The sequence below is a fragment of the Mycobacterium sherrisii genome, assembly GCF_002102355.1.
GTDB lineage: Bacteria > Actinomycetota > Actinomycetes > Mycobacteriales > Mycobacteriaceae > Mycobacterium > Mycobacterium sherrisii.
On record NZ_LQPT01000081.1, the window covers coordinates 190,223 to 213,971 of the forward strand.

Annotated in this window: 23 protein-coding genes and 1 tRNA gene; 2 read left to right on the top strand and 22 right to left on the bottom strand. The window is 66.6% G+C overall.

The window, feature by feature from the left end; all coding sequences use genetic code 11:
• Positions 1-17: 17 nt before the first annotated feature.
• Positions 18-1,271 (bottom strand): UDP-N-acetylglucosamine 1-carboxyvinyltransferase, encoded by a 1,254-nt coding sequence (gene murA, locus AWC25_RS15570; RefSeq protein WP_085167050.1) that lies wholly within the window; start codon positions 1,269-1,271, stop codon positions 18-20.
• A gap of 69 nt (positions 1,272-1,340) precedes the next feature.
• On the opposite strand from murA, the gene AWC25_RS15575 reads away from it, so the two are divergent.
• Positions 1,341-1,931 carry a cob(I)yrinic acid a,c-diamide adenosyltransferase gene (locus AWC25_RS15575; RefSeq protein ID WP_069398870.1) on the top strand — a complete coding sequence of 197 codons (591 nt, stop codon included), beginning with the start codon at positions 1,341-1,343 and terminating at the stop codon, positions 1,929-1,931.
• Between the two features lie 30 nt (positions 1,932-1,961).
• Here the strand turns inward: AWC25_RS15575 and AWC25_RS15580 are convergent, their stop codons facing one another.
• The 21 genes from AWC25_RS15580 to argS all read right to left on the bottom strand — a co-directional run bounded on the left by AWC25_RS15580 (position 1,962) and on the right by argS (position 23,524).
• Complete coding sequence (locus AWC25_RS15580; protein ID WP_044512161.1) at positions 1,962-2,405, bottom strand: DUF2550 domain-containing protein; 444 nt, start codon at positions 2,403-2,405, stop codon at positions 1,962-1,964.
• A 17-nt stretch (positions 2,406-2,422) separates the two neighbouring features.
• Positions 2,423-2,788 (bottom strand): F0F1 ATP synthase subunit epsilon, encoded by a 366-nt coding sequence (locus tag AWC25_RS15585; RefSeq protein ID WP_069399300.1) that lies wholly within the window; start codon positions 2,786-2,788, stop codon positions 2,423-2,425.
• A gap of 50 nt (positions 2,789-2,838) precedes the next feature.
• Positions 2,839-4,290, bottom strand: coding sequence for a F0F1 ATP synthase subunit beta (atpD, locus tag AWC25_RS15590; protein WP_069399299.1), 1,452 nt, complete (start codon positions 4,288-4,290; stop codon positions 2,839-2,841).
• 22 nt (positions 4,291-4,312) lie between these two features.
• A complete protein-coding gene (locus AWC25_RS15595) occupies positions 4,313-5,230 on the bottom strand; it encodes a F0F1 ATP synthase subunit gamma (RefSeq protein WP_085167051.1) in 918 nt (305 codons plus the stop codon).
• Positions 5,231-5,236: 6 nt separating this feature from the next.
• Positions 5,237-6,901, bottom strand: coding sequence for a F0F1 ATP synthase subunit alpha (gene atpA, locus AWC25_RS15600; RefSeq protein ID WP_069399297.1), 1,665 nt, complete (start codon positions 6,899-6,901; stop codon positions 5,237-5,239).
• A 52-nt stretch (positions 6,902-6,953) separates the two neighbouring features.
• The gene (locus tag AWC25_RS15605) at positions 6,954-8,294 is read right to left on the bottom strand and encodes a F0F1 ATP synthase subunit B/delta (RefSeq protein WP_069399296.1); all 1,341 of its coding nucleotides are present in this window, start codon (positions 8,292-8,294) and stop codon (positions 6,954-6,956) included.
• Between the two features lie 6 nt (positions 8,295-8,300).
• Complete coding sequence (locus AWC25_RS15610; RefSeq protein ID WP_069399295.1) at positions 8,301-8,810, bottom strand: F0F1 ATP synthase subunit B; 510 nt, start codon at positions 8,808-8,810, stop codon at positions 8,301-8,303.
• A gap of 9 nt (positions 8,811-8,819) precedes the next feature.
• On the bottom strand, positions 8,820-9,065 hold the full coding sequence (locus AWC25_RS15615) for a F0F1 ATP synthase subunit C (protein WP_090609504.1): 246 nt from the start codon (positions 9,063-9,065) through the stop codon (positions 8,820-8,822).
• 95 nt (positions 9,066-9,160) lie between these two features.
• The gene (gene atpB, locus AWC25_RS15620) at positions 9,161-9,919 is read right to left on the bottom strand and encodes a F0F1 ATP synthase subunit A (protein ID WP_069399294.1); all 759 of its coding nucleotides are present in this window, start codon (positions 9,917-9,919) and stop codon (positions 9,161-9,163) included.
• Complete coding sequence (locus AWC25_RS15625) at positions 9,912-10,388, bottom strand: ATP synthase subunit I (RefSeq protein ID WP_069399293.1); 477 nt, start codon at positions 10,386-10,388, stop codon at positions 9,912-9,914. Before AWC25_RS15625 ends, atpB begins: the two co-directional genes overlap by 8 nt.
• Positions 10,389-10,611: 223 nt before the next feature.
• Positions 10,612-11,829 carry a glycosyltransferase family 4 protein gene (locus tag AWC25_RS15630; RefSeq protein WP_069399292.1) on the bottom strand — a complete coding sequence of 406 codons (1,218 nt, stop codon included), beginning with the start codon at positions 11,827-11,829 and terminating at the stop codon, positions 10,612-10,614.
• 34 nt (positions 11,830-11,863) lie between these two features.
• A complete protein-coding gene (locus tag AWC25_RS15635; RefSeq protein ID WP_069399328.1) occupies positions 11,864-12,517 on the bottom strand; it encodes an L-threonylcarbamoyladenylate synthase in 654 nt (217 codons plus the stop codon).
• Complete coding sequence (gene prmC / locus AWC25_RS15640) at positions 12,510-13,358, bottom strand: peptide chain release factor N(5)-glutamine methyltransferase (protein ID WP_069399291.1); 849 nt, start codon at positions 13,356-13,358, stop codon at positions 12,510-12,512. Before prmC ends, AWC25_RS15635 begins: the two co-directional genes overlap by 8 nt.
• Positions 13,355-14,428 (bottom strand): peptide chain release factor 1, encoded by a 1,074-nt coding sequence (prfA, locus tag AWC25_RS15645; RefSeq protein WP_069399290.1) that lies wholly within the window; start codon positions 14,426-14,428, stop codon positions 13,355-13,357. The genes prmC and prfA overlap by 4 nt, the downstream gene beginning before the upstream one ends.
• A gap of 110 nt (positions 14,429-14,538) precedes the next feature.
• The gene (gene rpmE / locus AWC25_RS15650) at positions 14,539-14,781 is read right to left on the bottom strand and encodes a 50S ribosomal protein L31 (RefSeq protein WP_069399289.1); all 243 of its coding nucleotides are present in this window, start codon (positions 14,779-14,781) and stop codon (positions 14,539-14,541) included.
• Positions 14,782-14,957: 176 nt separating this feature from the next.
• A complete protein-coding gene (gene rho, locus AWC25_RS15655; RefSeq protein ID WP_069399288.1) occupies positions 14,958-16,805 on the bottom strand; it encodes a transcription termination factor Rho in 1,848 nt (615 codons plus the stop codon).
• 261 nt (positions 16,806-17,066) lie between these two features.
• On the bottom strand, positions 17,067-18,011 hold the full coding sequence (gene thrB, locus AWC25_RS15665) for a homoserine kinase (RefSeq protein WP_142278865.1): 945 nt from the start codon (positions 18,009-18,011) through the stop codon (positions 17,067-17,069).
• Between the two features lie 37 nt (positions 18,012-18,048).
• Positions 18,049-19,131, bottom strand: coding sequence for a threonine synthase (gene thrC / locus AWC25_RS15670; RefSeq protein WP_069399287.1), 1,083 nt, complete (start codon positions 19,129-19,131; stop codon positions 18,049-18,051).
• Positions 19,128-20,453 (bottom strand): homoserine dehydrogenase, encoded by a 1,326-nt coding sequence (locus AWC25_RS15675; RefSeq protein ID WP_085167052.1) that lies wholly within the window; start codon positions 20,451-20,453, stop codon positions 19,128-19,130. Before AWC25_RS15675 ends, thrC begins: the two co-directional genes overlap by 4 nt.
• Positions 20,454-20,456: 3 nt before the next feature.
• Entirely contained in the window at positions 20,457-21,875 is a 1,419-nt protein-coding gene (lysA, locus tag AWC25_RS15680; RefSeq protein WP_069399285.1) for a diaminopimelate decarboxylase, read from the bottom strand.
• Positions 21,872-23,524: an arginine--tRNA ligase gene (gene argS, locus AWC25_RS15685; RefSeq protein ID WP_069399284.1), complete on the bottom strand. Its 1,653-nt coding sequence runs from the start codon at positions 23,522-23,524 to the stop codon at positions 21,872-21,874. Before argS ends, lysA begins: the two co-directional genes overlap by 4 nt.
• A 124-nt stretch (positions 23,525-23,648) precedes the next feature.
• Between argS and AWC25_RS15690 the strand changes: the two genes are divergently transcribed.
• A tRNA-Arg gene (locus tag AWC25_RS15690) sits at positions 23,649-23,724 on the top strand.
• The last annotated feature ends 25 nt before the right edge of the window (positions 23,725-23,749 follow it).

Here is a 23,749-nt window from a genome sequence, read left to right on the forward strand (position 1 = left end):
TGGGGCACTGACTTTGGTTACTGTACCCGCTCGATCTCCGCTCCCAAAATCGCCAGGTTTTCGACGAACAACGGGTAGCCGCGATCGATGTGGAAGACGTCGTGCACCTCGGTGTCACCGTCGGCGACTAGGCCCGCCAACACCAGGCCCGCGCCGGCACGGATATCCGAACACCACACCGGCGCACTGGACAGTTGTGGCAGCCCACGCACCACGGCGTGGTGCCCGTCGGTGCGGGCGTCGGCCCCGAGTCGGATCATTTCTTCCACGAAACGAAAGCGCGCCTCGAACACGTTCTCGGTGATCATCGAGGTGCCGTCGGAGATCGATGCCAGCGCGATCGCCATTGGTTGCAAATCGGTCGGGAAGCCGGGAAACGGCAGCGTCGCAACGTTCATCGCCTTCGGACGCTCGTACTGGGTGACCCGAAAGCTGTTGTCCGTCTGGGTGACGGTGGCACCCGCGTCGTGCAGCTTGTGCAGCACCACCTGCAGATGAGCCGGGTCGATGTCGGTCACGGAAATGTCGCCGCGAGTGATCGCGGCGGCGATTCCCCAGGTGGCGGCCACGATGCGATCGCCGATCACCCGGTGCTCGGTGGGGTAGAGCCGGTCGACCCCCGTGATGGTCATCGTCGGCGAGCCGGCGCCTTCGATCTGCGCGCCCATCTGGTTGAGCATCGTGCACAAGTCGACGACGTCCGGTTCGCGCGCCGCGTTGTGGATCGTGGTGACGCCCTCGGCCACGACGGCGGCCATCAAGATGTTCTCGGTGGCCCCCACCGAGGGAAATTCCAACTGAATCTCCGCGCCGCGCAACGTATCCGCGTGGGCGACCACGCAGCCGTGCTCGATATTGCAGGTGGCGCCAAGTTGCCGCAGCCCCGCCTGGTGCATGTCCAGCGGACGGGATCCGATCGCGTCGCCGCCCGGCAGCGCCACCCTGGCTTGCTTGCATCTGCCGACCAGCGGGCCGAGCACGCAGACCGATGCCCGGAATTGCCGCACGGCGGCGAAGTCGGCGTCGTACTTGGGTTCGTCCGGCGAGGTGATGCGGGCGACGTCGCCGTCAAGTTCGACCGTGGCACCCAGGCCGCGCAGCACCTCGGCCATCAACGGCACGTCGAGGATGTCGGGACAGTTGGTGATGGTGCTGGTGCCTTCGGCCAGCAGCGTGGCGGCCATCAGCTTGAGCACGCTGTTCTTGGCGCCCCCCACCGCGACTTCGCCGGACAACCGGTTGCCTCCGGTCACCACGAATCGCTCAGCCACCCGCGTCAGTCTAGTGAAGCGCTATCGGCTTGTCAGTCAGCTAAGCGGTTGGCCGAGTACGGTTTGGGCATGGCAGTGCATCTGACCCGCATCTATACGCGGACCGGCGATGACGGAACCACGGGGCTGAGCGACTTCTCGCGGGTCTCCAAGAACGATCCCCGTCTGATCGCCTACGCCGACTGCGACGAGGCCAACGCCGCGATCGGCGTCGCCATCGCCGTGGGTCGCCCCGACGCCGAGATCGCGGCGGTGCTACGCCAGATTCAGAACGATTTGTTCGATGCCGGGGCGGACCTGTCCACCCCGGTCGTGCCGAACCCGAAGTACCCGCCGCTGCGCGTGGCCCAGTCCTACATCGACCGGCTCGAAGGTTGGTGTGACAAATATAACGAGCCGTTGGCTCCCCTGAATTCCTTTGTGCTGCCCGGTGGTTCGCCGCTTTCGGCGCTGCTGCACGTGGCGCGCACGGTGGTACGCCGGGCCGAGCGGTCGGCTTGGGCGGCCGTGGACTCGGCGCCGGATACCGTCAACAGCTTGCCGGCGAAGTACCTCAACCGGCTGTCCGATCTGCTGTTCATCCTGTCGCGGGCGGCCAATCCCGACGGCGATGTGCTGTGGCAGCCCGCCGGCACGCCGGACGCCGAAGCCGTCGACTGAACGACGTGATCGGTTGCGCGGGGGCGCTTTTCAGACGCTCCGGCGACGCGACCGCGGCGACGGACGCGATTCCAGCCAGGACAAGAAGGCCGTCAACGCACCCTGGTCAAGGGCGATCTCGTAGCCTGACCTGCGTTCCTGCGTGGTATCGCGCAGCTCGAGCACCACGATTTCGTCGGTCATGATGTCGAACTCGTCGCCCCGCGGTGCGCGCCGGGCCACGATCTCGACACCGCGCCGGCTCAACCGGCGGTCGGGCCACAGCCGCAGGCTGGACAGGCGGTAGAAGGCCGCCTCCCCGCCGCGATACCGGATCACGCCATGTCGCCAGCCGTGACCACCGATCGCGGGGATGTCGCGCATGATTCCGGCGGTCCCGCCCTGGCGCAGTTTCCACAGCCGATAACTCAATCCGAGGACGGCCGCGCCCAGGACGACGACGAGCACGACCATGCCGATCATGGGCGCGCTCATGGCCTGGTCCGAGGCGGCTAATCGATCGCGCCGACGGCGCGCAATCTCGCGCGACCGCGAGCGGCAATACGCGGGTCGTCCGAACCGGCGTCCTGCCGCGCCGCGGCCTCGTTGATCTCCGATTCGAACTCGGCGGATTCGGCAAGGATGGTCACACCGTCCTCGGTCACCGACAAGAACCCGCCGTCGACCGCGACCCGGAGGTCGTTGTCGCCTTCCCGCTCGACCCGCACCATGGCGTCGTCGACGAGCTGTGCCACCAACGGGATGTGCCGCGGCAAAATACCGATCTCGCCCACGGTGGTGCGGGTGAACACGAACGTTGCCTCGCCGGACCAGATCTTGCGATCGACGGCGACGATCTCGACGTTCAATTCAGCCATGCCACAAACCCTTTCGACGCCTTGCCGGCCCTGTCCGCTGCCACCGCAAGCTACAGCTTGGCGCCAAGACTCTCGGCCTTCTTGGCCAGGTCGTCAAGGCCACCGATCAAGAAGAACGCCTGCTCGGGCACGTGGTCGAACTCACCCTTGGTCAGGCGATCGAAGGCCTCGATGGTCTCCTTCAGCGGGACCGTCGAACCCGGCTGCCCGGTGAACTGCTCGGCGGCCATCATGTTCTGCGACAGGAAACGCTCGATGCGCCGGGCCCGGTTGACCAGCTGCTTGTCCTCTTCGGACAGCTCGTCGATACCGAGGATCGCGATGATGTCCTGAAGGTCCTTGTACCGCTGCAGGATTCGGATGACCTCTTGGGCCACGCGGTAGTGCTCGTCGCCGACGACGCTGGGGTCGAGGATGGTCGAGCTCGAGGCCAGCGGGTCCACCGCGGGGAAGATGCCCTTGGAGAACACCGAACGCGACAGCTCGGTGGTGGCATCCAAGTGCGCGAACGTGGTCGCCGGCGCCGGGTCGGTGTAGTCGTCGGCGGGCACGTAGACGGCCTGCATGGAGGTAATCGACTTGCCTCGCGTCGAGGTGATGCGCTCCTGCAGCTCGCCCATCTCGTCGGCCAGCGTGGGCTGGTAACCCACCGCCGACGGCATCCGGCCGAGCAGTGTCGAGACCTCGGAACCGGCCTGGGTGAACCGGAAGATGTTGTCGATGAACAACAACACGTCCTGGCCGGCCTCGTCGCGGAACCATTCGGCCATGGTCAGCGCGGACAACGCCACCCGCATACGGGTGCCGGGCGGCTCGTCCATCTGACCGAACACCAGCGCGGTGTCCTTGAGCACGTTGGCTTCCTGCAGCTCGACCCATAGGTCGTTGCCCTCACGGGTGCGCTCCCCCACGCCGGCGAACACCGAGGTACCACCGAAGTTGCGGGCAATACGGTTGATCATCTCCTGGATGAGCACGGTTTTGCCCACGCCGGCACCGCCGAACAGCGCGATCTTGCCGCCGCGCACGTACGGGGTGAGCAGGTCGACGACCTTCAGGCCGGTCTCGAGCATCTCGGTGCGCGGTTCCAGCTCTTCGAACGGCGGCGGCTTACGGTGAATCGACCAGTGCTCGAAGTCGTCGCCGTAGCCCGGCTCGTCCAGGCAGTGTCCGAGCGCGTTGAAGACGTGCCCCTTGACTTCCTGCCCGACCGGCACCGAGATCGGGGCACCGGTGTCGGTCACCTCGACACCGCGCACCAGGCCGTCGGTGGGTTGCAGCGAGATGGTCCGCACCAGGTTGTCGCCGAGGTGCTGGGCGACCTCGAGCGTGAGCGTCTTCTTGAGCTCTTCGAACGTGATCTCGGCGTGCAGCGCGTTGAACAACTCCGGGACGGAGCCGCGCGGGAACTCGACGTCGACGACCGGCCCGGTGATCCGTACCACGCGGCCGCTGGTGTCGGCGCTTGTCGACTTGGTGCTCTTTTCGGCAGTCGCAGTCATATTTCTTCGCTTCCTCGTGGTGCTATCTGGCTCCGGCGTCCGCGAGCGCGTTTGCGCCGCCGACGATTTCACTGATCTCTTGGGTGATCTGGGCCTGCCGCTCGCGGTTCGCCATCAGCGTCAAGGCCTTGATCAGGTCGTCGGCGTTGTCGGTGGCCGACTTCATCGCCCGCTGGCGCGACGCCAACTCCGATGCCGCGGACTCGAGCAGCGCCGTGTACACGCGGGTGGTCACATACCGCGGCAACAGTGCGTCGAACAGCGTCGTCGCGTCCGGCTCGAACGAGTACAGGGTGTGCAGAGTTTCCGGTTCGTCGGAGTACTCGACGACCATCGGTGCCATCCGGTGGGCCGTCGTGGACTGGGACAGCATCGATTTGAACTCGGTGTAGACGATGTGCAATTCGTCGACACCCGCGTCGTCCGATCCCTCCTCAACACCGTCGCTGCCGGGGATGAAGGCGTTCACCAGCGTGGACGCCACCTCGGCGGCTTTCTCGACCGTGGGTTGTTCGGAGAAGCCGGTCCAGGACCCGGTGATCTCCCAGTTGCGGAAACTGTAGTAGCCCAACGCTTTACGGCCGACGACGTACAGTACCGGCGTCTTGCCTTCCTCCCGGAGCAAGGAGAACAGCTCCTCGGCGCGACGAAAGACGCTGGAGTTGTAGGCACCACACAGACCGCGGTCCGAGGACACCACCAGCACGGCCGCCCGCTTCGGTTCCGGCCGCTCGACGAGCAGCGGATGATCCAGCGCCGCCTCGCTGGACAGCGTGGTCAGCATGTTGGTGATCTCTTCGGTGTACGGGCGGGCAGCCTGCAGCCGGGCCTGCGCCCTACCGATGCGCGAGGTCGCAATCAGCTCTTGGGCTTTGGTGATCTTCTTGATCGCACCGGCGGAGCGGATCCGTCCACGCAACTCACGAAGTGTGGCAGCCATCGAGTATTACTTCTTCTCTTGCTTCTTCTTGTCTTCGGGCGCAGGCTTGTTGACCTTGACCGACTCCTTGCCCAATTCCTCTTCGTCGAGGGCCTCGACGTGCTCATCCGGAACCACCGACCCACCGTCGCTGGCCGCAAAGCCCTTCTTGAACTTGCCGATGATGTCTTCGAGCTGCGCCTGGGCTTCTTCGGAAAGCTTGCCGCTGTCCCGGATTCCGGCCAGCAGGCTCTCCTCCGAGGCCCGCATGTGGTCCAGCAGCTCCGTCTCGAAGCGGCTGACATCCTCGACCGGCACCGAGTCCAGGTGGCCGCCGGTGCCCAGGAAGATCGAAACCACTTGTTCCTCAACGGGAAGCGGCTGGTACTGCGGCTGCTTGAGCAGCTCGACCAGCCGCGCGCCGCGGTCCAGCTGCGCCTTGGACGTGGCGTCCAGGTCGGACGCGAACGCGGCGAACGCTTCCAGCTCGCGGTACTGGGACAGGTCGAGCCGCAGCGAGCCGGCGACCTCCTTCATGGCCTTGATCTGCGCGGCGCCACCGACTCGGGACACCGAGACACCGACGTTGATGGCCGGCCGCACACCCTGGTTGAACAGGTCGGACTCCAGGAAGCACTGCCCGTCGGTGATCGAGATGACGTTGGTGGGGATGTAGGCCGAGATGTCGTTGGCCTTGGTCTCGATGATGGGCAGGCCGGTCATCGAACCACCGCCGAGCTCGTCGGAGAGCTTCGCGCAGCGCTCCAGCAGCCGCGAGTGCAGGTAGAACACGTCGCCCGGGTACGCCTCGCGACCCGGCGGGCGGCGCAGCAGCAGCGAGATCGCGCGGTACGCCTCCGCCTGCTTGCTCAGGTCGTCGAAGACGATCAGCACGTGCTTGCCGTCGTACATCCAGTGCTGCGCGATCGCCGAACCAGTGTACGGCGCAAGCCATTTGAACCCGGCGGAGTCGGACGCCGGTGCGGCCACGATGGTGGTGTAGTCCATCGCCCCACCCTCTTCGAGGGCGCGGCGCACCGAGGCAATGGTGGTGCCCTTCTGGCCGATGGCCACATAGACGCAGCGCACCTGCTTCTTCTCGTCACCGGTCTCCCAGTTCTTACGCTGGTTGAGGATGGTGTCGACGCAGACGGCGGTCTTGCCGGTCTTGCGGTCGCCGATGATCAGCTGCCGCTGGCCGCGCCCGATCGGGGTCATGGCGTCGATGGCCTTGATGCCGGTCTGCAGTGGCTCGCTGACGCTTTGGCGCTGCACCACCGAGGGGGCCTGGATCTCAAGTGCCCGACGGGTGTCGGTCTCGATGTCGCCCTGGCCGTCGATGGGCTCGCCGAGCGGGTTGACCACGCGACCCAAAAACGCGTCGCCGACGGGCACCGACAGGACCTCGCCGGTCCGCTTGACCTGTTGGCCTTCTTCGATCTTCTCGAAGTCACCCAGGATGACCGCGCCGACGCTGTGCTCGTCGAGGTTGAGCGCGACGCCCAACACACCGCCGGTGAACTCGAGCAGCTCCTGGGTCATGACCGACGGCAAACCGTCGACGTGCGCGATGCCGTCTCCGGCGTCCACCACGGTGCCGACCTCTTCGCGGGAGGTGTCGGAAGTAAAGGAGTCTACGTACTCCTCGATTGCGCTCTGGATGTCATCAGCGGAGATTGTCAACTCGGCCATGGCTTTTCGTCTTCCTACTTGGTTCTGTCGTTCGCGGGGATCGGGTTGGTGGTCAGTCGGGCACTTGGGCCTCGGCCGCGGCAAGGCGAGACGAGAGCGTCCCGTCGATCACCTCGTCGGCCACCGAGATCAGCAGCCCACCGAGCAGTTCCGGTTCGACCTGCAGGTGCACCGTCACCGGATGCCCGTAGATGCGACCGAGCACCTCGGTGAGGCGAGTGCGTTGGACGTCGCTGAGCTCGGCCGCCGCGCTGACCTGGGCGATGACCTCGCCACGGCGCGCCACCGCGACTTCAGCCAAGAACTGGATGGCTTCCTCGGCCGACTGACCGCGCTGCAATTCGATGGTCTGACTCAGCAGCGAGAGCACGATCGGATTGACCCGGCCACTCGCACTCTCGAGTACCTTGCGCAGCAGAGCCACCCGTTGCTCGGCCGGGACGACGTAGTCGCCCAACAGGATGGCGAGGCGGGGCTGGGCGTCGAGTACGCGGGAGAATCGGAACAGCTGATCTTCGACCTCGTCGACCTTGCCGTCGCGTTCGGCGACCTCCAGCAGCGCCTGTCGCGACACGTGCTCGATCGCATCGATCAGATCGTCGTTGGCCGACCAGCGCTCGGAGACGGCCGCGCGCAGCACCCCGAGGGTGTTCTCTCCGACTTTGTCCGATACCAGTCGCTCGATCAGCCGGACGCGCGGGGACGCGTCTTCGGCCGGCACGGTGAGGTACCGGGTCACGACCGCTTCGTGACTGAGCAGCCGTCCGACCGATACGAGTTCGGCCGATAGGGTGGAAAGAGCTTTGCTGTCAAGGTCTTTGGCTGTGGCACGGAATTGTTCGGTAAGACTGGCCAGCGCGACCCGGCTCGACGAGCGGAACTTGGAATGCAGCGGGTACTGGACGTCGGCCGAGGCCGGCGCCATCTCGTCGAGTTCGTCCAGGAAACGGTCGACGGTCGACGCCTGCTGGGCGGGATCGGCGACGTAGTTGCGCACCAATTCCGTTGCCTGGCGTACGGATTCGTGACCCAGTTCCAGGCGCAGCTGACGCGCCAGTTGCGTACGCAGCAGTTCGACCTGCCGCGATCCCTGGCCGATGATGCGGGCCGACTCAACCTCGGCCTGGGCGGACAGCTGTTCGGTGATGCGCTCGGCGTCGGCCTTGGCCTCTTCCACCACCTGCTTGGCTTCGGATTCGGCCGCCTGGACGGCCTTACTGTGCGCCGCAGTCGATTCGGTCAACCGGTCCGCGGCCTTGGCCGCGTCCTCCAACTGCTGGCGCACGGTGTTTTGCCGGGCGGTCATCAAATTGCGTACCGGCGGCACAACATAACGCACCACCAGGAACACGATGGCGGCGAATCCGATCAGCTGCCCGATAAACGTCGACATTGATAGTTACCTTGTTGCGGCAGTGGTTGTGACGTCGACACCGAGGACGCGACTGGCCAGAGTCGCTGACATGGAAGCCACGTTGGCACGCAGATCCAGCTCCACGGCGTCCCTTTCCCGCTTCAATTGCTCGGCGGCCTTCTGCACCGTCGCTGCGACCTGCTGCTCGGCACGGGCGCGCGCGTCCTCGACGACCTTGCGACCTTCCGCCCGGGCGTTGTCCCGCAGGGACGACGCCTGAACACGGGCTTCCCGCATGGCGTTTTCGTAGTCCGCTGCGGCGGCTTCGAATTGCTCGTTCGCCTTCTTCGTGTCGGCGGCGGTCTTGGCGACCATCGCGTCGCGCTCGCGGAGCACCTTCATGACCGGTGGCACGACGAACGTGCCGATCACGATCAGCACGATCAGAAAGATCGCCAGCACGAAGAAGAACGTGCCGTTGGGGACAAGGAAGTTGTTGCCCCCCTCTGCTGCTAACTGGCTGGATGCCAGAACGCCGCGGCTCGCATCTCCCATCACAGCGAACTAGCCGACGGGGGTTGCGAATACGAACAGCGCCATGAAGGCCAGGTTGATGAAGTAGGCCGCCTCAACCAGACCGACAGTGATGAAGAACGGCGTGAACAGCCGGCCTTGCGCCTCCGGCTGCCGGGCGATGCCCGCGACCAGCGCGTTACCGGCGATACCGTCACCGATACCGGCACCGATCGCACCGCCGCCCATGATGATTCCACCGCCGATGAGAGCAGCGGCAGCTACTTGGGGGTCCAGGGCCATTCTTATCCTCCTTATATCTGGTAGGGGTCTACCAGGTTCCTGTAATGGTGTGTCGCTCAGGCCAATTGGTGGGCCGAATCGGGCGGGCTTCAGTCATGGTGATCCTCGATCTCCATGGCTTGGCTGAAGTACAAGATGGTCAAGATCGAGAAGATGAACGCCTGGATGGCGCCGACGAACAGGTCGAAGGACTTCCAGATCGCGTTGGGCGCCCACATGATGTAGGGCGGGAACAGCGCAATGAGTGCGACCAGGATGCCGCCGGCGAAGATGTTGCCGAAAAGTCGGAGCGACAACGAAATCGGCTTGGCGAGTTCTTCGACCAGGTTGATCGGCGCCAGGAACGCCACATGCCCCTTCAGCACCGCCACCGGATGCCCGATGATGCCGCGACGCCAGATGCCGGCCACGTGATAGCAAACGAACACGAACAGGGCCAGTGCCAGCACGTAATTGATGTCCGCGGCAGCCGATTTCAGCAGCTCGGTGGTGTGCCCGGACGCGTCGGTGTACTGCAGCGGCAGCACCGACAGCCAGTTGGAGATCAGGATGAAGACGAAGATCGTGACCGCCAGCGGCAGCACGAACGGCGCGATCCGCATCCCCACGGCGCTCTCGATCTGATCGCGCATCTGGACGGTGATCGCCTCCCAGAACAGCTGAACGCCGCTGGGCACGCCGGTGGACGTGATCTTTGCGCGCAGGAAGAAAGCCAGGGCGATCACGATGACCGCGGCGATCGCGGTCGACAGGATCGTGTCGGTGTTGACCGTCAGCCCGAACCAGGTCGCGTGGCTGTGCTCGCCGACCTCGATCGCACCTTCGGCCAAAAACGACGTGTCAGGCATCGTTGCTGTTCCCTCTTTCCGTGCCGTCCGGGGTGTGGTCGCCTGCCGACTCCGCCGCGTCGCCGGCGCGCAGCTTCTGCCAGACCGGCAGTGCGGTCGACAGCACCAGCACCAGCTGGAACAGGGCCAGGCCGAACACCACACCCAGTCCCGCGGGCCGGAAGATGTAGGCGACGACCAGCCCGATGACGGTGATGACGGCGAGTCGGGTAGCCGAGTTGATCGCCATCGAACTCTTCAGCGGGTGTTCCTTCGCGGTGATCGATGCCACCGAGCGACGCACCAACAACGCGTTGAGCAAACCCAGCAGCAGTCCGACACCGAAGAAGACTCCGACCATCAGGTGGCCGGCGAAACCGGCGGCAGCGACGGCCGCTGCAGTGAGCACGGCGCTGATCACCAGGAGCCGGATCGGGCGGAAGGCAACAGAGGGAAACACCAACGGCGCGTCCTGCGCTGGTGTCGTCACTGCAGCACCTCAATCCGGATTGATGGAGCGGGAACCTTCCGACCGACTGATCGGTGGCCCGCCGAGCGTATCGCACGTCACAGCCGAATCACTCAAGGGGTAGCTCCCTCGGTCGGTCGACAATCGACACTGCCGAAAAACGATCTGGCAACCCGATTGGCCGGCAACCCACAAGTTTCAATTTGGGGTTCTACCAGCACCGTACCACAAGGTCACGGCACTACTACTCCTCGTCGTAGTAGTCGCGGCGGCGCAACAGCGGGATGGCCGTCGCAACCCCCGCAACGACGATGGCGCCGAGCATCACCGCGCCGGTGTCGCGCGGATTGAAAAAGATCGTGCTGGCGGCGCCGAACGCGACGATGCCGACCCACAAATAGATGAGCAGCACCACCCGACGATGCGAATGACCAATCTGCAGCAGCCGGTGGTGCAAATGCATCTTGTCGGGGCTGAATGCGCTGCGGCCGGCCCGGGTGCGGCGCACGATCGCCAGCAGCAGGTCGAGCATCGGGACGAACATCACCGCCACCACCAGCAAAAACGGGGACAGCAGGGCAAAGACATCGCGGGCGCCGTAGGCGTTCTGCGAGATCGGACCGGCGGCGGTGGTGGAGGCGGCGGCCAGCATCAGTCCGATCAGCATCGAGCCGGAGTCGCCCATGAAGATCTTGGCCTTGTGAAAGTTGTGCGGCAGAAACCCCAGACACGCCCCGGCAAGCACCACCGAGATCACGGCCGGCGGATAGAACAGGACGTCACCGCCGTGGTCGCGCAGCAGTCCGACCGAGAAAACGCAGATTGCCATCGCGGTGATCAGACCCAGCCCGGCGGCCAGCCCGTCGAGCCCGTCGACGAAGTTCATCGCGTTGACGATCGAGACCGTCAGGGCCAGGGTGAGCAGGATCGACGACGCCTGGTCCAGCACGATGGTGCCCACCCCGCCGAACGGGATGTACAGGACGCTCCAGGCCACGCCCATGGTCACCAGCACGCTGGCGGCGGTGATCTGACCGGCGAATTTGGTCAGCGCGTCCAGGCCCCAGCGATCGTCGATCAGCCCGATCCCCATGATCACCGCGCCCGCCACCATGACCGCGGGCATGCCGGTGGAGTAGACGAACCCGCGGGTGAGCGCGGGCAGCTCCGAGGCCAGGAACACCGCGGAGGCAACGCCGACGAACATCGCCAACCCGCCCATCCGGGGGGTCGGCGTCACGTGCACATCCCGTTCCCGCGGGTAGGCGACCGCGCCCAACCGGGTGGCCAGCACCCGCACCGGCCCGGTTGCGAAGTAGGTGATGATCGCGGCGGTCAGTCCGACCAACGCCAGCTCACGCAGCGGTACGCCGGCGCCACGGTCGGCCAGGGCGTGCAGACCTGTGGCAAGAAGGGCTAGATCACTGCCCGGCTCGCTAGACACCACGCGACCGTACGCCACCTTCCATCAGAGCTGAATTCTTGCTGCGGCGCGGCTAGGCGATCAGTCGCCCCGGATCGATGCCGAGCACTTCCGCGATCCGCTCCGCACTCACCGGGCCCGCGCGCAGCAGCCGCGGCGTCTCCCCGGTGAGGTCGACGATCGTGGAGGCCGCCTGCTGTTGGGAGGGCCCGGCGTCGAGATAGACCTCGACGCGCTCGCCGAGTTGGGCGCGCGCGTCGGCGGCGTCCACCGCCGCCGGGCGCCCGGAGACGTTGGCGCTGGACACCGCCATCGGGCCGACCTCGCGCAACAGCTCGATGGCCACTGGGTGCAGCGGCATCCGCAGCATCACGGTGCCGCGGGCATCGCCGAGATCCCATTGCAACGACGGTGCTTGTGCCACAACAAGACTCAGTGCGCCGGGCCAGAATGCGCGGATCAGCTCCCGCGCCCCGTCCGGCACGGTGTAGACCAGGCCTTCGATGGTGTGCCAGGACCCGACCAGTACGCCGACGGGCATGTCGCGGCCCCGCCCCTTCGCGGCGAGCAGGGCGCTCACCGCGGAGTTGTCAAAGGCGTCGGCGCCGATGCCGTACACGGTGTCGGTGGGCATCACCACCAGCCGCCCGCTTTTGAGCGCCCCGACCGCCGCGGCGATCCCGGCCGAACGCCGTTCGGGCACAGCACAATCGAACACCTCAGCCACGGGCACCCCGTCGGCGAGCAGTGACAAACCTAGGCCGCCCGGTGAGGTCTTGGCGCGCCTGGATGTCGTCGAAAAGCCCGGTGGTCGCGACGGCGTCGACGGTTTGCGACGACGTGGCGTCATCGTGCTCGACGGCGAACAGGCCGCCGGGGCCCAGCCAGCGCCCGGCCAGACCGGCCAGGGCCGGGATCACGGCCATGCCGTCGGCGCCGCCGAATACCGCGTGTGGCGGATCGTGCCAGGCCACCTCGGGTTCCAGCACGACGTCGTCGGGCACGTAGGGCGGATTGGCCACGATCAGGTCAACCCGTGCGTCCAGCTCGGGGAGCAGTCCCTGGTTGGTGACGTCGGCGCGCACCAGCTCCACAGCGGTTCCCGCGACGTTGCGGCGCGCGTAGTCCAGGGCCGCATCGGAGTCGTCGACGGCGATGACGCGGCCCGCCGGCCAGTTCCGGGCCAGCGTGACCGCCAACGCGCCGGAGCCCGTGCACAAATCGACGATCACCGGTGACTCAGGCAGGCGTTGCGCGACGGCCCATTCCAAGATGGCCTCGGTCTCCGGGCGGGGAATGAACACCCCGGGTCCCACCTGCAGCACGACCGGGCCGAACGCGGCCGTCCCGGTGAGATGCTGCAACGGCACCCGCCGCGACCGCGCGGTGACCACGTCGTGATAGCGCACCAGGAAGTCGTCGTCGATCGATTCGATCAGCGTCAACCGCCCGCGTTCGGCACCCGCGACGTAGGCGGCCAACTCCTCGGCATCGAAACGCGCCGAGTCGATTCCGGCCTCGGCGAGCAGGGCCGCGGCCGAGTCGATCGCGCGTCTCAGGGCGGTCATGCCTGTTGCAACCGGGCTTGTTTGTCGGCGGCGCTCAGCGCGTCGAAGAGCGCATCGAGGTCACCATCGAGGACCTGGTCGAGATTGTGTGACTTGAAACCGATCCGGTGATCGGTGATGCGGTTCTCCGGGAAGTTGTAGGTGCGGATCCGTTCGCTGCGGTCCACCGTGCGGATCTGGCTGGCTCGGTCCGCCGACGCGTCGGCCTGCGCCTGTTCTTCGGCCAGTGCCTGCAGCCGGGCGGCGAGCACCTGCATGGCCCGAATCTTGTTCTGCAGCTGCGATCTTTCGTTCTGGCAGGTGACGACGATTCCGGTGGGCAGGTGGGTGATTCGCACCGCCGAGTCGGTGGTGTTGACGCCCTGCCCGCCCTTGCCGGACGAGCGATAGACGTCGATGCGCAGATCCGACTCGTCGATCTGCACTTCGCCAACCTCTTCGGGTTCGGGATAGACCAGCACACCCGCGGCCGAAGTGTGTACCCGCCCTTGGGATTCCGTCACCGGTACGCGTTGCACCCGGTGTACGCCGCCCTCGAACTTCAACCGCGACCACACCCCGTCGACCGAGTCGCCCTTGCTAGCGATGGTCAACGTCGCATCCTTGTAGCCGCCCAGGTCGGAAGTGGTCTCGTCCAGCACCGTCACCGTCCAGCCATGCCGCTCGGCGTAGCGGATGTACATCCGGGCCAGATCCGCGGCAAATAGTGCCGATTCCTCGCCGCCCTCACCGGATTTCACCTCCAGCACGACGTCGTCGGCATCGTGCGGGTCGCGCGGGGCCAGCATGTCGGTGAGCTGCGTGTCCAGTTCGGCAACGCGCGTCTCGAGTTCGACGACCTCGTCGGCGAACGAGTCGTCGTCGGCGGCCAGTTCGCGTGCGGCCGCCAGGTCGCCGCGAGCGGCCTCAAGCTTGCGATGCGTGGCGACAATCGGGGCCAGGCGGGCGAATCGTCGACCCGCCTTGCGTGCCTCGTCAGGGTTGCTGTGCAGCTCGGGGTCCGACAATCGTTGCTCCAGCTCGGCGTGCTCGGCGAGCAGCACGTCAATCGTCTGTACCGGCTGCGTCATCACACACCTCCTCCCCCGGTCTCCCCCGGTCGTCTGGACTGATCGGCCGCAAACGCGAACCGACGCCCGGCCTGCGCACTGGTTGCACAGTTCGGGCGTCGGTCAGGCAGCTATTTATCGGCTGATTCAGCCTTGTCAGCTCCGGCCTTGCGCTTTCCGTAGCGCTTCTCGAAGCGCGCGACCCGGCCGCCGCTGTCCAGAATCTTCTGCTTGCCGGTGTAGAACGGGTGGCACTGCGAGCAGACCTCGACGACGATCCGGCCGCCCTCCTTGGTGCTGCGGGTCTGGAACGTGTGACCGCAGCCGCAGACCACCGTGGTCTCCGCGTAGGCGGGATGAATGTCAGTTTTCATGATGTCCTCTTCGATCTTGTCGAGCGTCGATTATGCCAGGTCAGCCGCTTCCCCCCAAAACAATGGGGCATCCCCCGGGATTCCCGACGCGTGGGTGACGCCGAAACTTAAACCATGGCGACGTCAATCGGCGTGTCGTGTCAGCGGTTTAAGTGTCGCGGTGCGTCGGGCGTACGTCAGTCGTTGTCCATGGCTCCCGGCGTCGTCTTGGACACCTGCACCAGGAACTCGTAGTTGGTCTTCGTCTTGCGCAGCTGCGACATCAGCAGGTCGATGGCCTGATGCGAATCCAAACCGGACAGCACGCGGCGCAGCTTGTGCACGATGCCGAACTCGTCGGGCGAGAGCAGCAGTTCGTCCTTGCGGGTGCCGGACGGGTTGACGTCGACCGCGGGGAAGACCCGACGCTCGGAAATCTTGCGGTCCAGCTTGAGCTCGGCGTTACCGGTGCCCTTGAACTCTTCGAAGATCACCGTGTCACCGGTGGAGCCGGTCTCGACCATCGCGGTGGCGATGATGGTCAGCGAGCCGCCTTCCTCGATGTTGCGAGCCGCGCCCAGGAACCGCTTGGGCGGGTAGAGCGCGGTGGAGTCGACACCGCCGGACAGGATCCGGCCCGACGCCGGCGACGCGTTGTTGTACGCGCGCCCCAGCCGGGTGATCGAGTCGAGCAGCACCACGACGTCCTTGCCCTGCTCGACCAGGCGCTTGGCCCGCTCGATCGCCAGCTCGGCGACGGAGGTGTGGTCGGACGGCGGGCGGTCGAAGGTCGAGGCGATGACCTCACCCTTGACCGAGCGCTGCATGTCGGTGACCTCTTCGGGGCGCTCGTCGACGAGCACGACCATGAGGTGGCATTCCGGGTTGTTCTTGGTGATCGCGTTGGCGATGTCCTGCAGGATCGTGGTCTTACCGGCCTTGGGCGGTGACACGATCAGCGCGCGCTGCCCCTTGCCGATCGGCATGATCAGGTCGATGACGCGAGTAGTGAGCCGGTCGGGGGTGGTTTCCAGGCGCAGCCGCTGGTTGGGGTAGAGCGGTGTGAGCTTGCTGAACTCGGGCCGCTTCTTGGCGTCTTCGACCGGGCCGCCGTTGACGCTGTCCAGCCGGACCAGCGGGTTGAACTTCTGCCGCTGGTTGGGCTGCTCACCCTCGCGGGGCACCCGCACCGCGCCGGTCACCGCGTCGCCCCGGCGCAGTCCGTTCTTGCGGACCATGTTCATCGAGACGTAGACGTCGTGCGGGCCGGCCAGGTATCCCGACGTGCGCACGAAGGCGTAGTTGTCCAGGACGTCAAGGATGCCGGCCACTGGCTGGACGACGTCATCCTCGCGCAACTCGGTGTCGCCGCCTTCGGCGCTGCGCTCGCCGCGCCGCCGGCGGTCACGGAACCGGCGTCCGCGCCGGCCCTGACGGCCCTCGCCGTCGTCGTCCTGTTGGTTCGAGCCGCGACCCTGCTGGCCGCCGGAGCCCTGTTGGTCCCCGCCCTGGTCGCCGGAATCGGATCCGCGGTCCTCGCTCTTGTTTTCCTTCGGTCCGCGATCGCGGTTGTCGGTCTCCTCGGCGGCGGTGCCATTGCGGTTCTGCGCGTTGGCACGGTCCGACTCCTCGCCACCGCGGCCGGACGAGCCCGCCCCGCGGGTCGCGGCGCGGCGTTCCCGGCGCGGCGCGGCTTCGGGCGCCGAATCCTGCTGTTCCCCTTGGGCGGCCGGGGCTTCGGCCTTGGCTTGGTCGGTGTTGCCGGCATCGCTGTCGGTGCCGGCGGTCGGGGCGGCCGCGGCGGCAGCGCCGTTCGCCTGGCCCCGAATCTCCTTGATCGCGGCGATGAGTTCGTTCTTGCGCATGCCCGACGTCCCCTTGACGCCGGCTTGGCTCGCCAGCGCACGTAACTCGGGCAGCACCATGGTCGACAGGGAGCCCGTCGAAGCCTTGGATTTGACGTCGGGAGTGTCTGTGGTCACGGCGGTCGACAGCTGGTTGCCGTCGGTGCTTTCGTCAGCCGTGAACAGGTCCGTATCGGTCACGGATTTCCTTTCTTCCCCCGCTGATCGCGTCATAGGGGGGTTCGTTGCAGTCAGCCAAATTGCCGAGTGCGCCCAATCGACTTGCAACGGTGATCGCCTGGAGGGGCGGATAAAAAGGCGACCTCGTCCACGAGAAGAATTGGTATTGTCCCAGCGGCAAGGCAGTATTTATGCAGATGCAGATCCTGCGATTGCTGGACGATGCCGAGGATAGCCCGCATCGGTGATGGAAGCAAGCAAACCCTCCGGTGAGCCTGTGGACTATCCGGTGATCGTGGCACCCGGGCCCCAGCGAACTCCTTCGCCGGGTGTCAGCTGCATGACCTTGAATCCGTTGGCGGCACCGTAGTCCAGCGCCTCAAGGGGCAACTCCGGGTCGGTGCTCAATGCAATCACCGATGGACCCGCCCCCGAAAGCGTTGCCGACACGTTAAGACGCCGCAGCAGCCGCAGATATTCCGCCGACGCGGGCATCGCGGGGGCACGTTGCGGCTGGTGCAGCACGTCCTCGGTGGCCGCCATCAGCAGATCGGGGCGGGTGGTGAGGGCAACGACCAGCAATGCGGCCCGGCTGAGGTTGAACCTGGCATCCTCGTGGCTGACCTGGCCGGGAAGCAGCACGCGGGTCTCCGCGGTGGACGAGCGGTCCTCGGGGATCGCGCAGAACAGCCGGATGTCGGGATGCAGCGCCAGCGGCACCGCCGAATACCGAGCCCGGGCACCGGTGCCGCCGGTCCACGACACCACCGCGCCCCCCAGCACCGCCGCGGCGGCATTGTCGGGATGGCCTTCGAATTCCGACGCCAGCTGGATCAGCTGCGTTTCGCTCAAGGGCGGCGAATCCGTCTGTGCGACAATGCCATTCACCGCGGCCAGGCCGCTGACCACCGCCGCGGCGGACGAGCCGAGCCCGCGCGAGTGTGGGATGGCGTTGCGGCAACGCACCACCAGGCCGGGCGCCCGCACCCCGGCCGCGGCCAGGCCGCGTTCGACGGCGCGGACCACCAGATGCTCCGGACCCAGCGGTACCTGGTCGGCGCCCTCGCCCTCCACCTGGACGACCAGTCCGGAATCGGTTGTCTCCAAGACGATCTCGTCGCACAGCCGCAACGCCAGGCCGATACTGTCAAAACCCGGACCGAGGTTGGCGCTGGACGCCGACACCACGGCGCTGGCGACCAGCCCGGCGGGCAGCAGTCGAGTCACCGGCCGACTCTCGGAGTCGATGCGTGCCGAGCCGCCACTAGGCGAGCCCCAATTTTTCGACAACCAGGACGGGGTCCACCGGCACCGGGGACACGCTGGGCATGTCCCGCAGCGCCGTGTCGGGATCCTTGAGACCGTTGCCGGTCACCGTGCACACCACGGTCGATCCGCGGGCCACCCATCCGTCCTCGACGGACTTGAGCAGGCCGGCGATGCTGGCCGCGGACGCGGGCTCGACGAACACGCCTTCGGATTGCGCGACCAGATGGTAGGCGGCCAGGATCTCGTCATCGGTTGCGGCCAAAAACCGTCCGTTGGACTGCTGCTGCGCGGCGACGGCCGCGGTCCACGAGGCCGGCGACCCGATGCGGATGGCCGTCGCGATGGTCTCCGGATGACTGACCGGCTTGCCGTGCACCAGCGGCGCCGCGCCGGCGGCCTGGGTGCCCAGCATCCGCGGCAGCTTGTCGGCGATGCCCTCGTGGTGGTACTCGGTGTAGCCCTTCCAGTAGGCGGTGATGTTCCCCGCGTTGCCGACCGGCAGCGAGTGCACGTCCGGCGCGGTGCCGAGCGCGTCCACGATCTCGAACGCCGCCGTCTTCTGCCCCTCGATGCGCACCGGGTTGACGGAGTTGACCAGCGAGATCGTCGGGAAGTCGGCGGCCATCTTGCGGGCCAATTCCAGGCAGTCGTCGAAATTTCCGTCGATCTGAATGATTTTGGCTCCGTGCATAACGGCCTGCGCGAGCTTGCCCATGGCGATCTTGCCCTGCGGGATGAGCACGGCGCAGGTGATGCCGGCGCGCGCGGCGTAGGCCGCCGCCGAGGCCGAGGTGTTGCCGGTGGACGCGCACAGCACGGCCTGCTGGCCGCGGGCCACCGCGTCGGTGACCGCCAGGGTCATCCCCCGGTCCTTGAAGGAGCCGGTGGGGTTGAGGCCCTCGACCTTGAGATGGACCGTGCAGCCGGTCTGTTCCGAGAGCCGGGTGGCGTGAATCAGCGGCGTACCGCCCTCCAGCAAGGTGATCGGCGTCCAGTCGTCGCCGACCGGCAATCGGTCGCGGTAGGCGGCGATCAGGCCCGGCCACGGGGTGTGCGTGGCGGTGCGCGGCGTGCTCATAGGCTGGTTCCTTCTAGTCGGAGCACGCTCGTCACGCTCTGTACGACGTCCAAATCGGCCAGCGCGGCAACGGTTTCGGAGAGCGCAGCATCGGTGGCACGGTGGGTGACCACCACGATGCGGGCACCCACCCGGCGACCGCCTTCGTCCGCGACGCCCTCCTGGCGGACCTCGGCGATGCTGACCTCGCGCTTGGCGAATTCGGCCGCCACCGAGGACAAGACGCCCGGTTTGTCGGCGACGTTCATGCTCACGTAGTAGCGGGTGGAGATGAAACCCATTGGGGCGATGGGCAGTTGGGCGTACTTGGATTCCTTCGGCCCCCGGCTGCCCAGCACCCGGTTGCGGGCCGCCATCACCAGGTCGCCCGTCACCGCCGACGCGGTCGGTGCACCGCCGGCCCCCTGGCCGTAAAACATCAGCCGGCCCGCGGCCTCGGCCTCCACCACCACCGCGTTGAACGCCCCGTTGACGGTGGCCAGCGGATGCGACAGCGGCACCAGCGCGGGGTAGACGCGTGCCGAAACGCGTTGCTGGCCTTCGTCGGTGGTGATGCGTTCGCAGATCGACAGCAACTTGATGGTGCAGCCCAGCGCATGCGCGGACGCGAAGTCCGCCGGGGTGATCTTGGTGATGCCCTCGCGGTAGACGTCATCGGACTGCACCCGGGTGTGGAACGCGATGGAGGCCAGGATCGCCGCCTTCGCCGCGGCGTCATACCCCTCGACATCGGCGGTGGGGTCGGCCTCGGCGTAACCGAGTGCACTCGCGTCGGCCAGCGCGCTGTCGTAGTCGGCTCCGGTGCTGTCCATCGCGGACAGGATGTAGTTGGTGGTGCCGTTGACAATGCCGGCCACTCGCACCACCGTATCGCCGGCCAGCGACTGCGTGAGCGGGCGGATCACCGGAATCGCGCCGGCCACCGCCGCCTCGAAATACAGGTCGACATGCGCGTTTTCGGCGGCCTGGGCCAATTCTCCGGTGGACTGCGCCAGCAACGCCTTGTTCGCCGTCACCACCGACTTGCCGTGCTCGAGGGCCGTGAGGATGGCCTTGCGGGCCGGCTCGACCGGCCCCATCAGTTCGACGACGATGTCGACGTCTTCGCGGGAGACGAGCTCGTCGACGTTGTCGGTGAGCAGTTCGACCGGGACGCCGCGATCGGCCGCGACGCGTCGGACTCCGATGCCGCGCAACGCCAGCGGCGCCCCGACCCGGGCCGCGAGATCGTCGGCGCTGCCCTTGATGATGCGGACCACTTCGCTGCCGACGTTGCCGAAGCCCAGTACCGCCACGCCGACTGGCTTTCCATTACCGGACACAGTTCACCTCACTTCCAGACTCAGCAGATCGTCGACCGTTTCCCGGCGCAGAATCAGCCGTGCCCGCCCGTCGCGCGCCGCCACGACGGCGGGCCGGCAGATCATGTTGTAGCGGCTCGACAGCGAATAGCAGTAGGCCCCCGTCGCGGCCACCCCGAGCAGGTCACCGGGCCGCAGATCGCCCGGCACCCAGGTATCGCGCACGACGATATCGCCGCTCTCGCAATGCTTTCCGACGATGCGGGCCAGCACTGCCGGCGCGTCGCTGATCCGGGAGACCAGCCGGGCGTCGTACTGCGCGTCGTAGAGCGCGGTGCGGATGTTGTCGCTCATGCCGCCGTCGACGCTGACATAACGCCGGATCGCGGTCGAACTGACCTCGATGTCCTTGACGGTGCCGACCTCGTACAACGTGATGGTTCCCGGCCCGGCGATGGCGCGGCCGGGCTCGACCACCAACCGTGGGGTCGGCAGCCCCACCGCCGCCGCCTCATTGCGGATGATCGCGCTCAGCTTGGCGGCCAGTTCGGTCATTGGGGGCGGGTCGTCGGAGGCCAGATACGAGATGCCCAGACCGCCACCGAGATCGACGGTGGAGATCTGCGCGGTCTTCTCCACACCGAACTTCGCGACCACCTCTTGCAGCAGACCGAGCACGCGGCGCGCGGCCAGCTCGAAGCCGGCCACGTCGAAGATCTGCGAGCCGATGTGGCTGTGCAACCCGACCAGCCGCAGGTGATCGGCGGCAAAGACCCGTTCCACCGCCGCCATGGCCGCGCCGCCGGCCACCGACAGGCCGAACTTCTGATCTTCATGGGCGGTAGAGATGAACTCGTGCGTGTGCGCCTCGACGCCAACGGTGAGTCGTACCAACACGTCCTGGACGACGCCGGCCTCGGACGCGATGGTCTCGAGACGCTCGATTTCGGTCATCGAGTCCACAACCACATGGCCCACACCGGCTTTGACGGCGGTGGTCAACTCGACTACCGACTTGTTGTTGCCGTGGAAGGTGATTCGTTCCGGCGGGAAGTTGGCGTGCAGCGCGACCGCCAGTTCGCCGCCGGTGCATACGTCGAGCGACAGGCCCTCCTCCGCGATCCAACGGGCTATCTCGGTGCACAGGAACGCTTTTGCCGCGTAGTGAACGTAGGAGCCGCCCCCGAACGCAGATGCGATGTCGCGGCAGCGCGAGCGGAAGTCGTCTTCGTCGATGACGAACAACGGTGTGCCGTACTCCTGGGCAAGCTCGGTCACCGGGATGCCGGCGATCTGTGCGACGCCGGATTCGTTGCGAATCATGTTGCGCGGCCAGACATTCGGCGCGAGAAGCAATAGCTCCTCGGGCGACTGCGGTCGAGGAGGGTTCTCCGCAGGGCGGAGGTCTTCGGCGTGCCGCGGGCCGGCGGGATGAACGTTCACATTCTCTCCGGAGCGCTGACGCCGAGTATCGAAAGTCCGTTGGCGATGACCTGACGGGTGGCCTGGCACAGCGCCAAGCGAGCGGTGTGCAGGTCGGTGGGCTGTTCATCACCCTGGGGCAACACCCGGCACGAGTCGTAGAACCGGTGGTAGTCACCGGCGAGGTCTTCCAGGTACCGGCAGATCCGGTGCGGTTCGCGCAGCGCCGCGGCGGTCTGCAGCACCCGCGGGAATTCACCGATGGTGCGCAGCAGCGCACCCTCCTTGTCGTGGTTGAGCAATTCCAGGTGGCCGGTGTCGGCGATCAGGCCGAGTTCTGCGGCGTTGCGGGCCAGCGCCGAGAGCCTGGCGTGTGCGTATTGCACGTAGTAGACCGGGTTTTCGTTCGACGCCGACGACCACAGCGCCAGGTCGATGTCGATTGCGGTGTCCACCGACGAGCGGATCAGGCTATAGCGCGCCGCGTCGACACCGAGAGCGTCCACGAGATCGTCGAGGGTGATCACGGTGCCCGCGCGCTTGCTCATCCGCACCGGCTGACCGTCGCGCACCAGGTTGACCAGCTGCCCGATCAGCACCTCGACCGTCGCCGGGTCGTCACCGAAGGCGGCAGCGGCGGCCTTGAGCCGGGCGATGTAGCCGTGATGGTCGGCGCCGAGCATGTAGATGCACAGATCGAAGCCGCGTTCCCGCTTGTCCAGGTAGTAGGCGAGATCGCCGGCGATGTAGGCGGGTTTGCCGTCGCTCTTGATCACGACGCGGTCCTTGTCATCACCAAATGCACTGGTGCGCAACCAACTTGCGCCGTCTTTCTCGTAGATGTTGCCGCTTTCGCGCAGCCTGGCGATGGCCTGGTCGACCCGACCGCTGGTGTGCATCGACTCTTCGTGGGTGTAGACGTCGAAGTCGGTGCCGAATTCGTGCAGCGATTCCTTGATGTGGCTGAACATCAGGTCGACGCCGATTTCGCGGAATGTCTCGTGCATCTCGGCCGCGGGCAGGTCCAGCGCGTCGGGCGACTTCTGCAGCACCTGTGCCGCGATGTCGTTGATGTAGGTGCCGGCGTAGCCGTCCTCGGGAGTGGGCTCGCCTTTAGCCGCGGCGATCAGCGAGTTGGCGAATCGGTCGATCTGCGCGCCGTGATCGTTGAAATAGTATTCGCGGACCACGTCGGCGCCCTGCGTCGTGAGCAGCCGGCCCAGCGCGTCGCCGACGGCGGCCCAGCGGGTACCGCCGATGTGGATCGGTCCGGTCGGGTTGGCCGAGACGAATTCCAGGTTGATCTTGTGGCCGGCCAGCGCCGTGCCGTGGCCGAAACGGTCACCGGCATCGATGACGTCGTTGACCACCTTGGCTTGCGCCGAGGCCTCGAGGCGCAGGTTGATGAAGCCCGGGCCGGCCACCTCCGCCGAGGCGATGCCGTCGGCGGCCGCTAGCGCCTCGGCCAGCCATCCGGCCAGCTCGCGCGGATTCGTGCCGACCTTCTTACCGAGCTGCATCGCCAGGTTGCTGGCGTAATCGCCGTGGTCGGGATTACGCGGGCGTTCCACCGTGGCCGTGGCCGGCAAGGCGGACACGTCGAGGCCACGCTCGGCCAGCACCGCGGATGCGGTGGTCTTGAGCAGCTCAGCCAGGTCAGCGGGTGTCACGAGCGTCCATCCTATTGGTTGGCGTGGCCACGCCCCGAATCCATTGCGGTGACGAAGCGGCCCCCGGGATGCGTTAGTCTGTCCCGGACAGTTTCACGCCCCACGGCGCAGCGTCGATGCGTGCGCCCCCGTAGCTCAGGGGATAGAGCGTCTGCCTCCGGAGCAGAAGGCCGCAGGTTCGAATCCTGCCGGGGGCACCAGGTTACCGCGGGTCAGGCCCGCTTA

Coding starts and splice junctions, on each gene's coding strand:
- AWC25_RS15585 (WP_069399300.1), bottom strand. CDS start 2,788: ATGGCTGAATTGAACGTCGAGATCGTCGCCGTCGATCGCAAGATCTGG.
- AWC25_RS15575 (WP_069398870.1), top strand. CDS start 1,341: ATGGCAGTGCATCTGACCCGCATCTATACGCGGACCGGCGATGACGGA.
- prmC (WP_069399291.1), bottom strand. CDS start 13,358: ATGACCGCCCTGAGACGCGCGATCGACTCGGCCGCGGCCCTGCTCGCC.
- atpB (WP_069399294.1), bottom strand. CDS start 9,919: ATGCCTGACACGTCGTTTTTGGCCGAAGGTGCGATCGAGGTCGGCGAG.
- prfA (WP_069399290.1), bottom strand. CDS start 14,428: ATGACGCAGCCGGTACAGACGATTGACGTGCTGCTCGCCGAGCACGCC.
- thrC (WP_069399287.1), bottom strand. CDS start 19,131: ATGAGCACGCCGCGCACCGCCACGCACACCCCGTGGCCGGGCCTGATC.
- AWC25_RS15580 (WP_044512161.1), bottom strand. CDS start 2,405: ATGAGCGCGCCCATGATCGGCATGGTCGTGCTCGTCGTCGTCCTGGGC.
- atpD (WP_069399299.1), bottom strand. CDS start 4,290: ATGACTGCGACTGCCGAAAAGAGCACCAAGTCGACAAGCGCCGACACC.
- AWC25_RS15610 (WP_069399295.1), bottom strand. CDS start 8,810: ATGGGAGATGCGAGCCGCGGCGTTCTGGCATCCAGCCAGTTAGCAGCA.
- atpA (WP_069399297.1), bottom strand. CDS start 6,901: ATGGCCGAGTTGACAATCTCCGCTGATGACATCCAGAGCGCAATCGAG.
- rpmE (WP_069399289.1), bottom strand. CDS start 14,781: ATGAAAACTGACATTCATCCCGCCTACGCGGAGACCACGGTGGTCTGC.
- AWC25_RS15605 (WP_069399296.1), bottom strand. CDS start 8,294: ATGTCGACGTTTATCGGGCAGCTGATCGGATTCGCCGCCATCGTGTTC.
- AWC25_RS15595 (WP_085167051.1), bottom strand. CDS start 5,230: ATGGCTGCCACACTTCGTGAGTTGCGTGGACGGATCCGCTCCGCCGGT.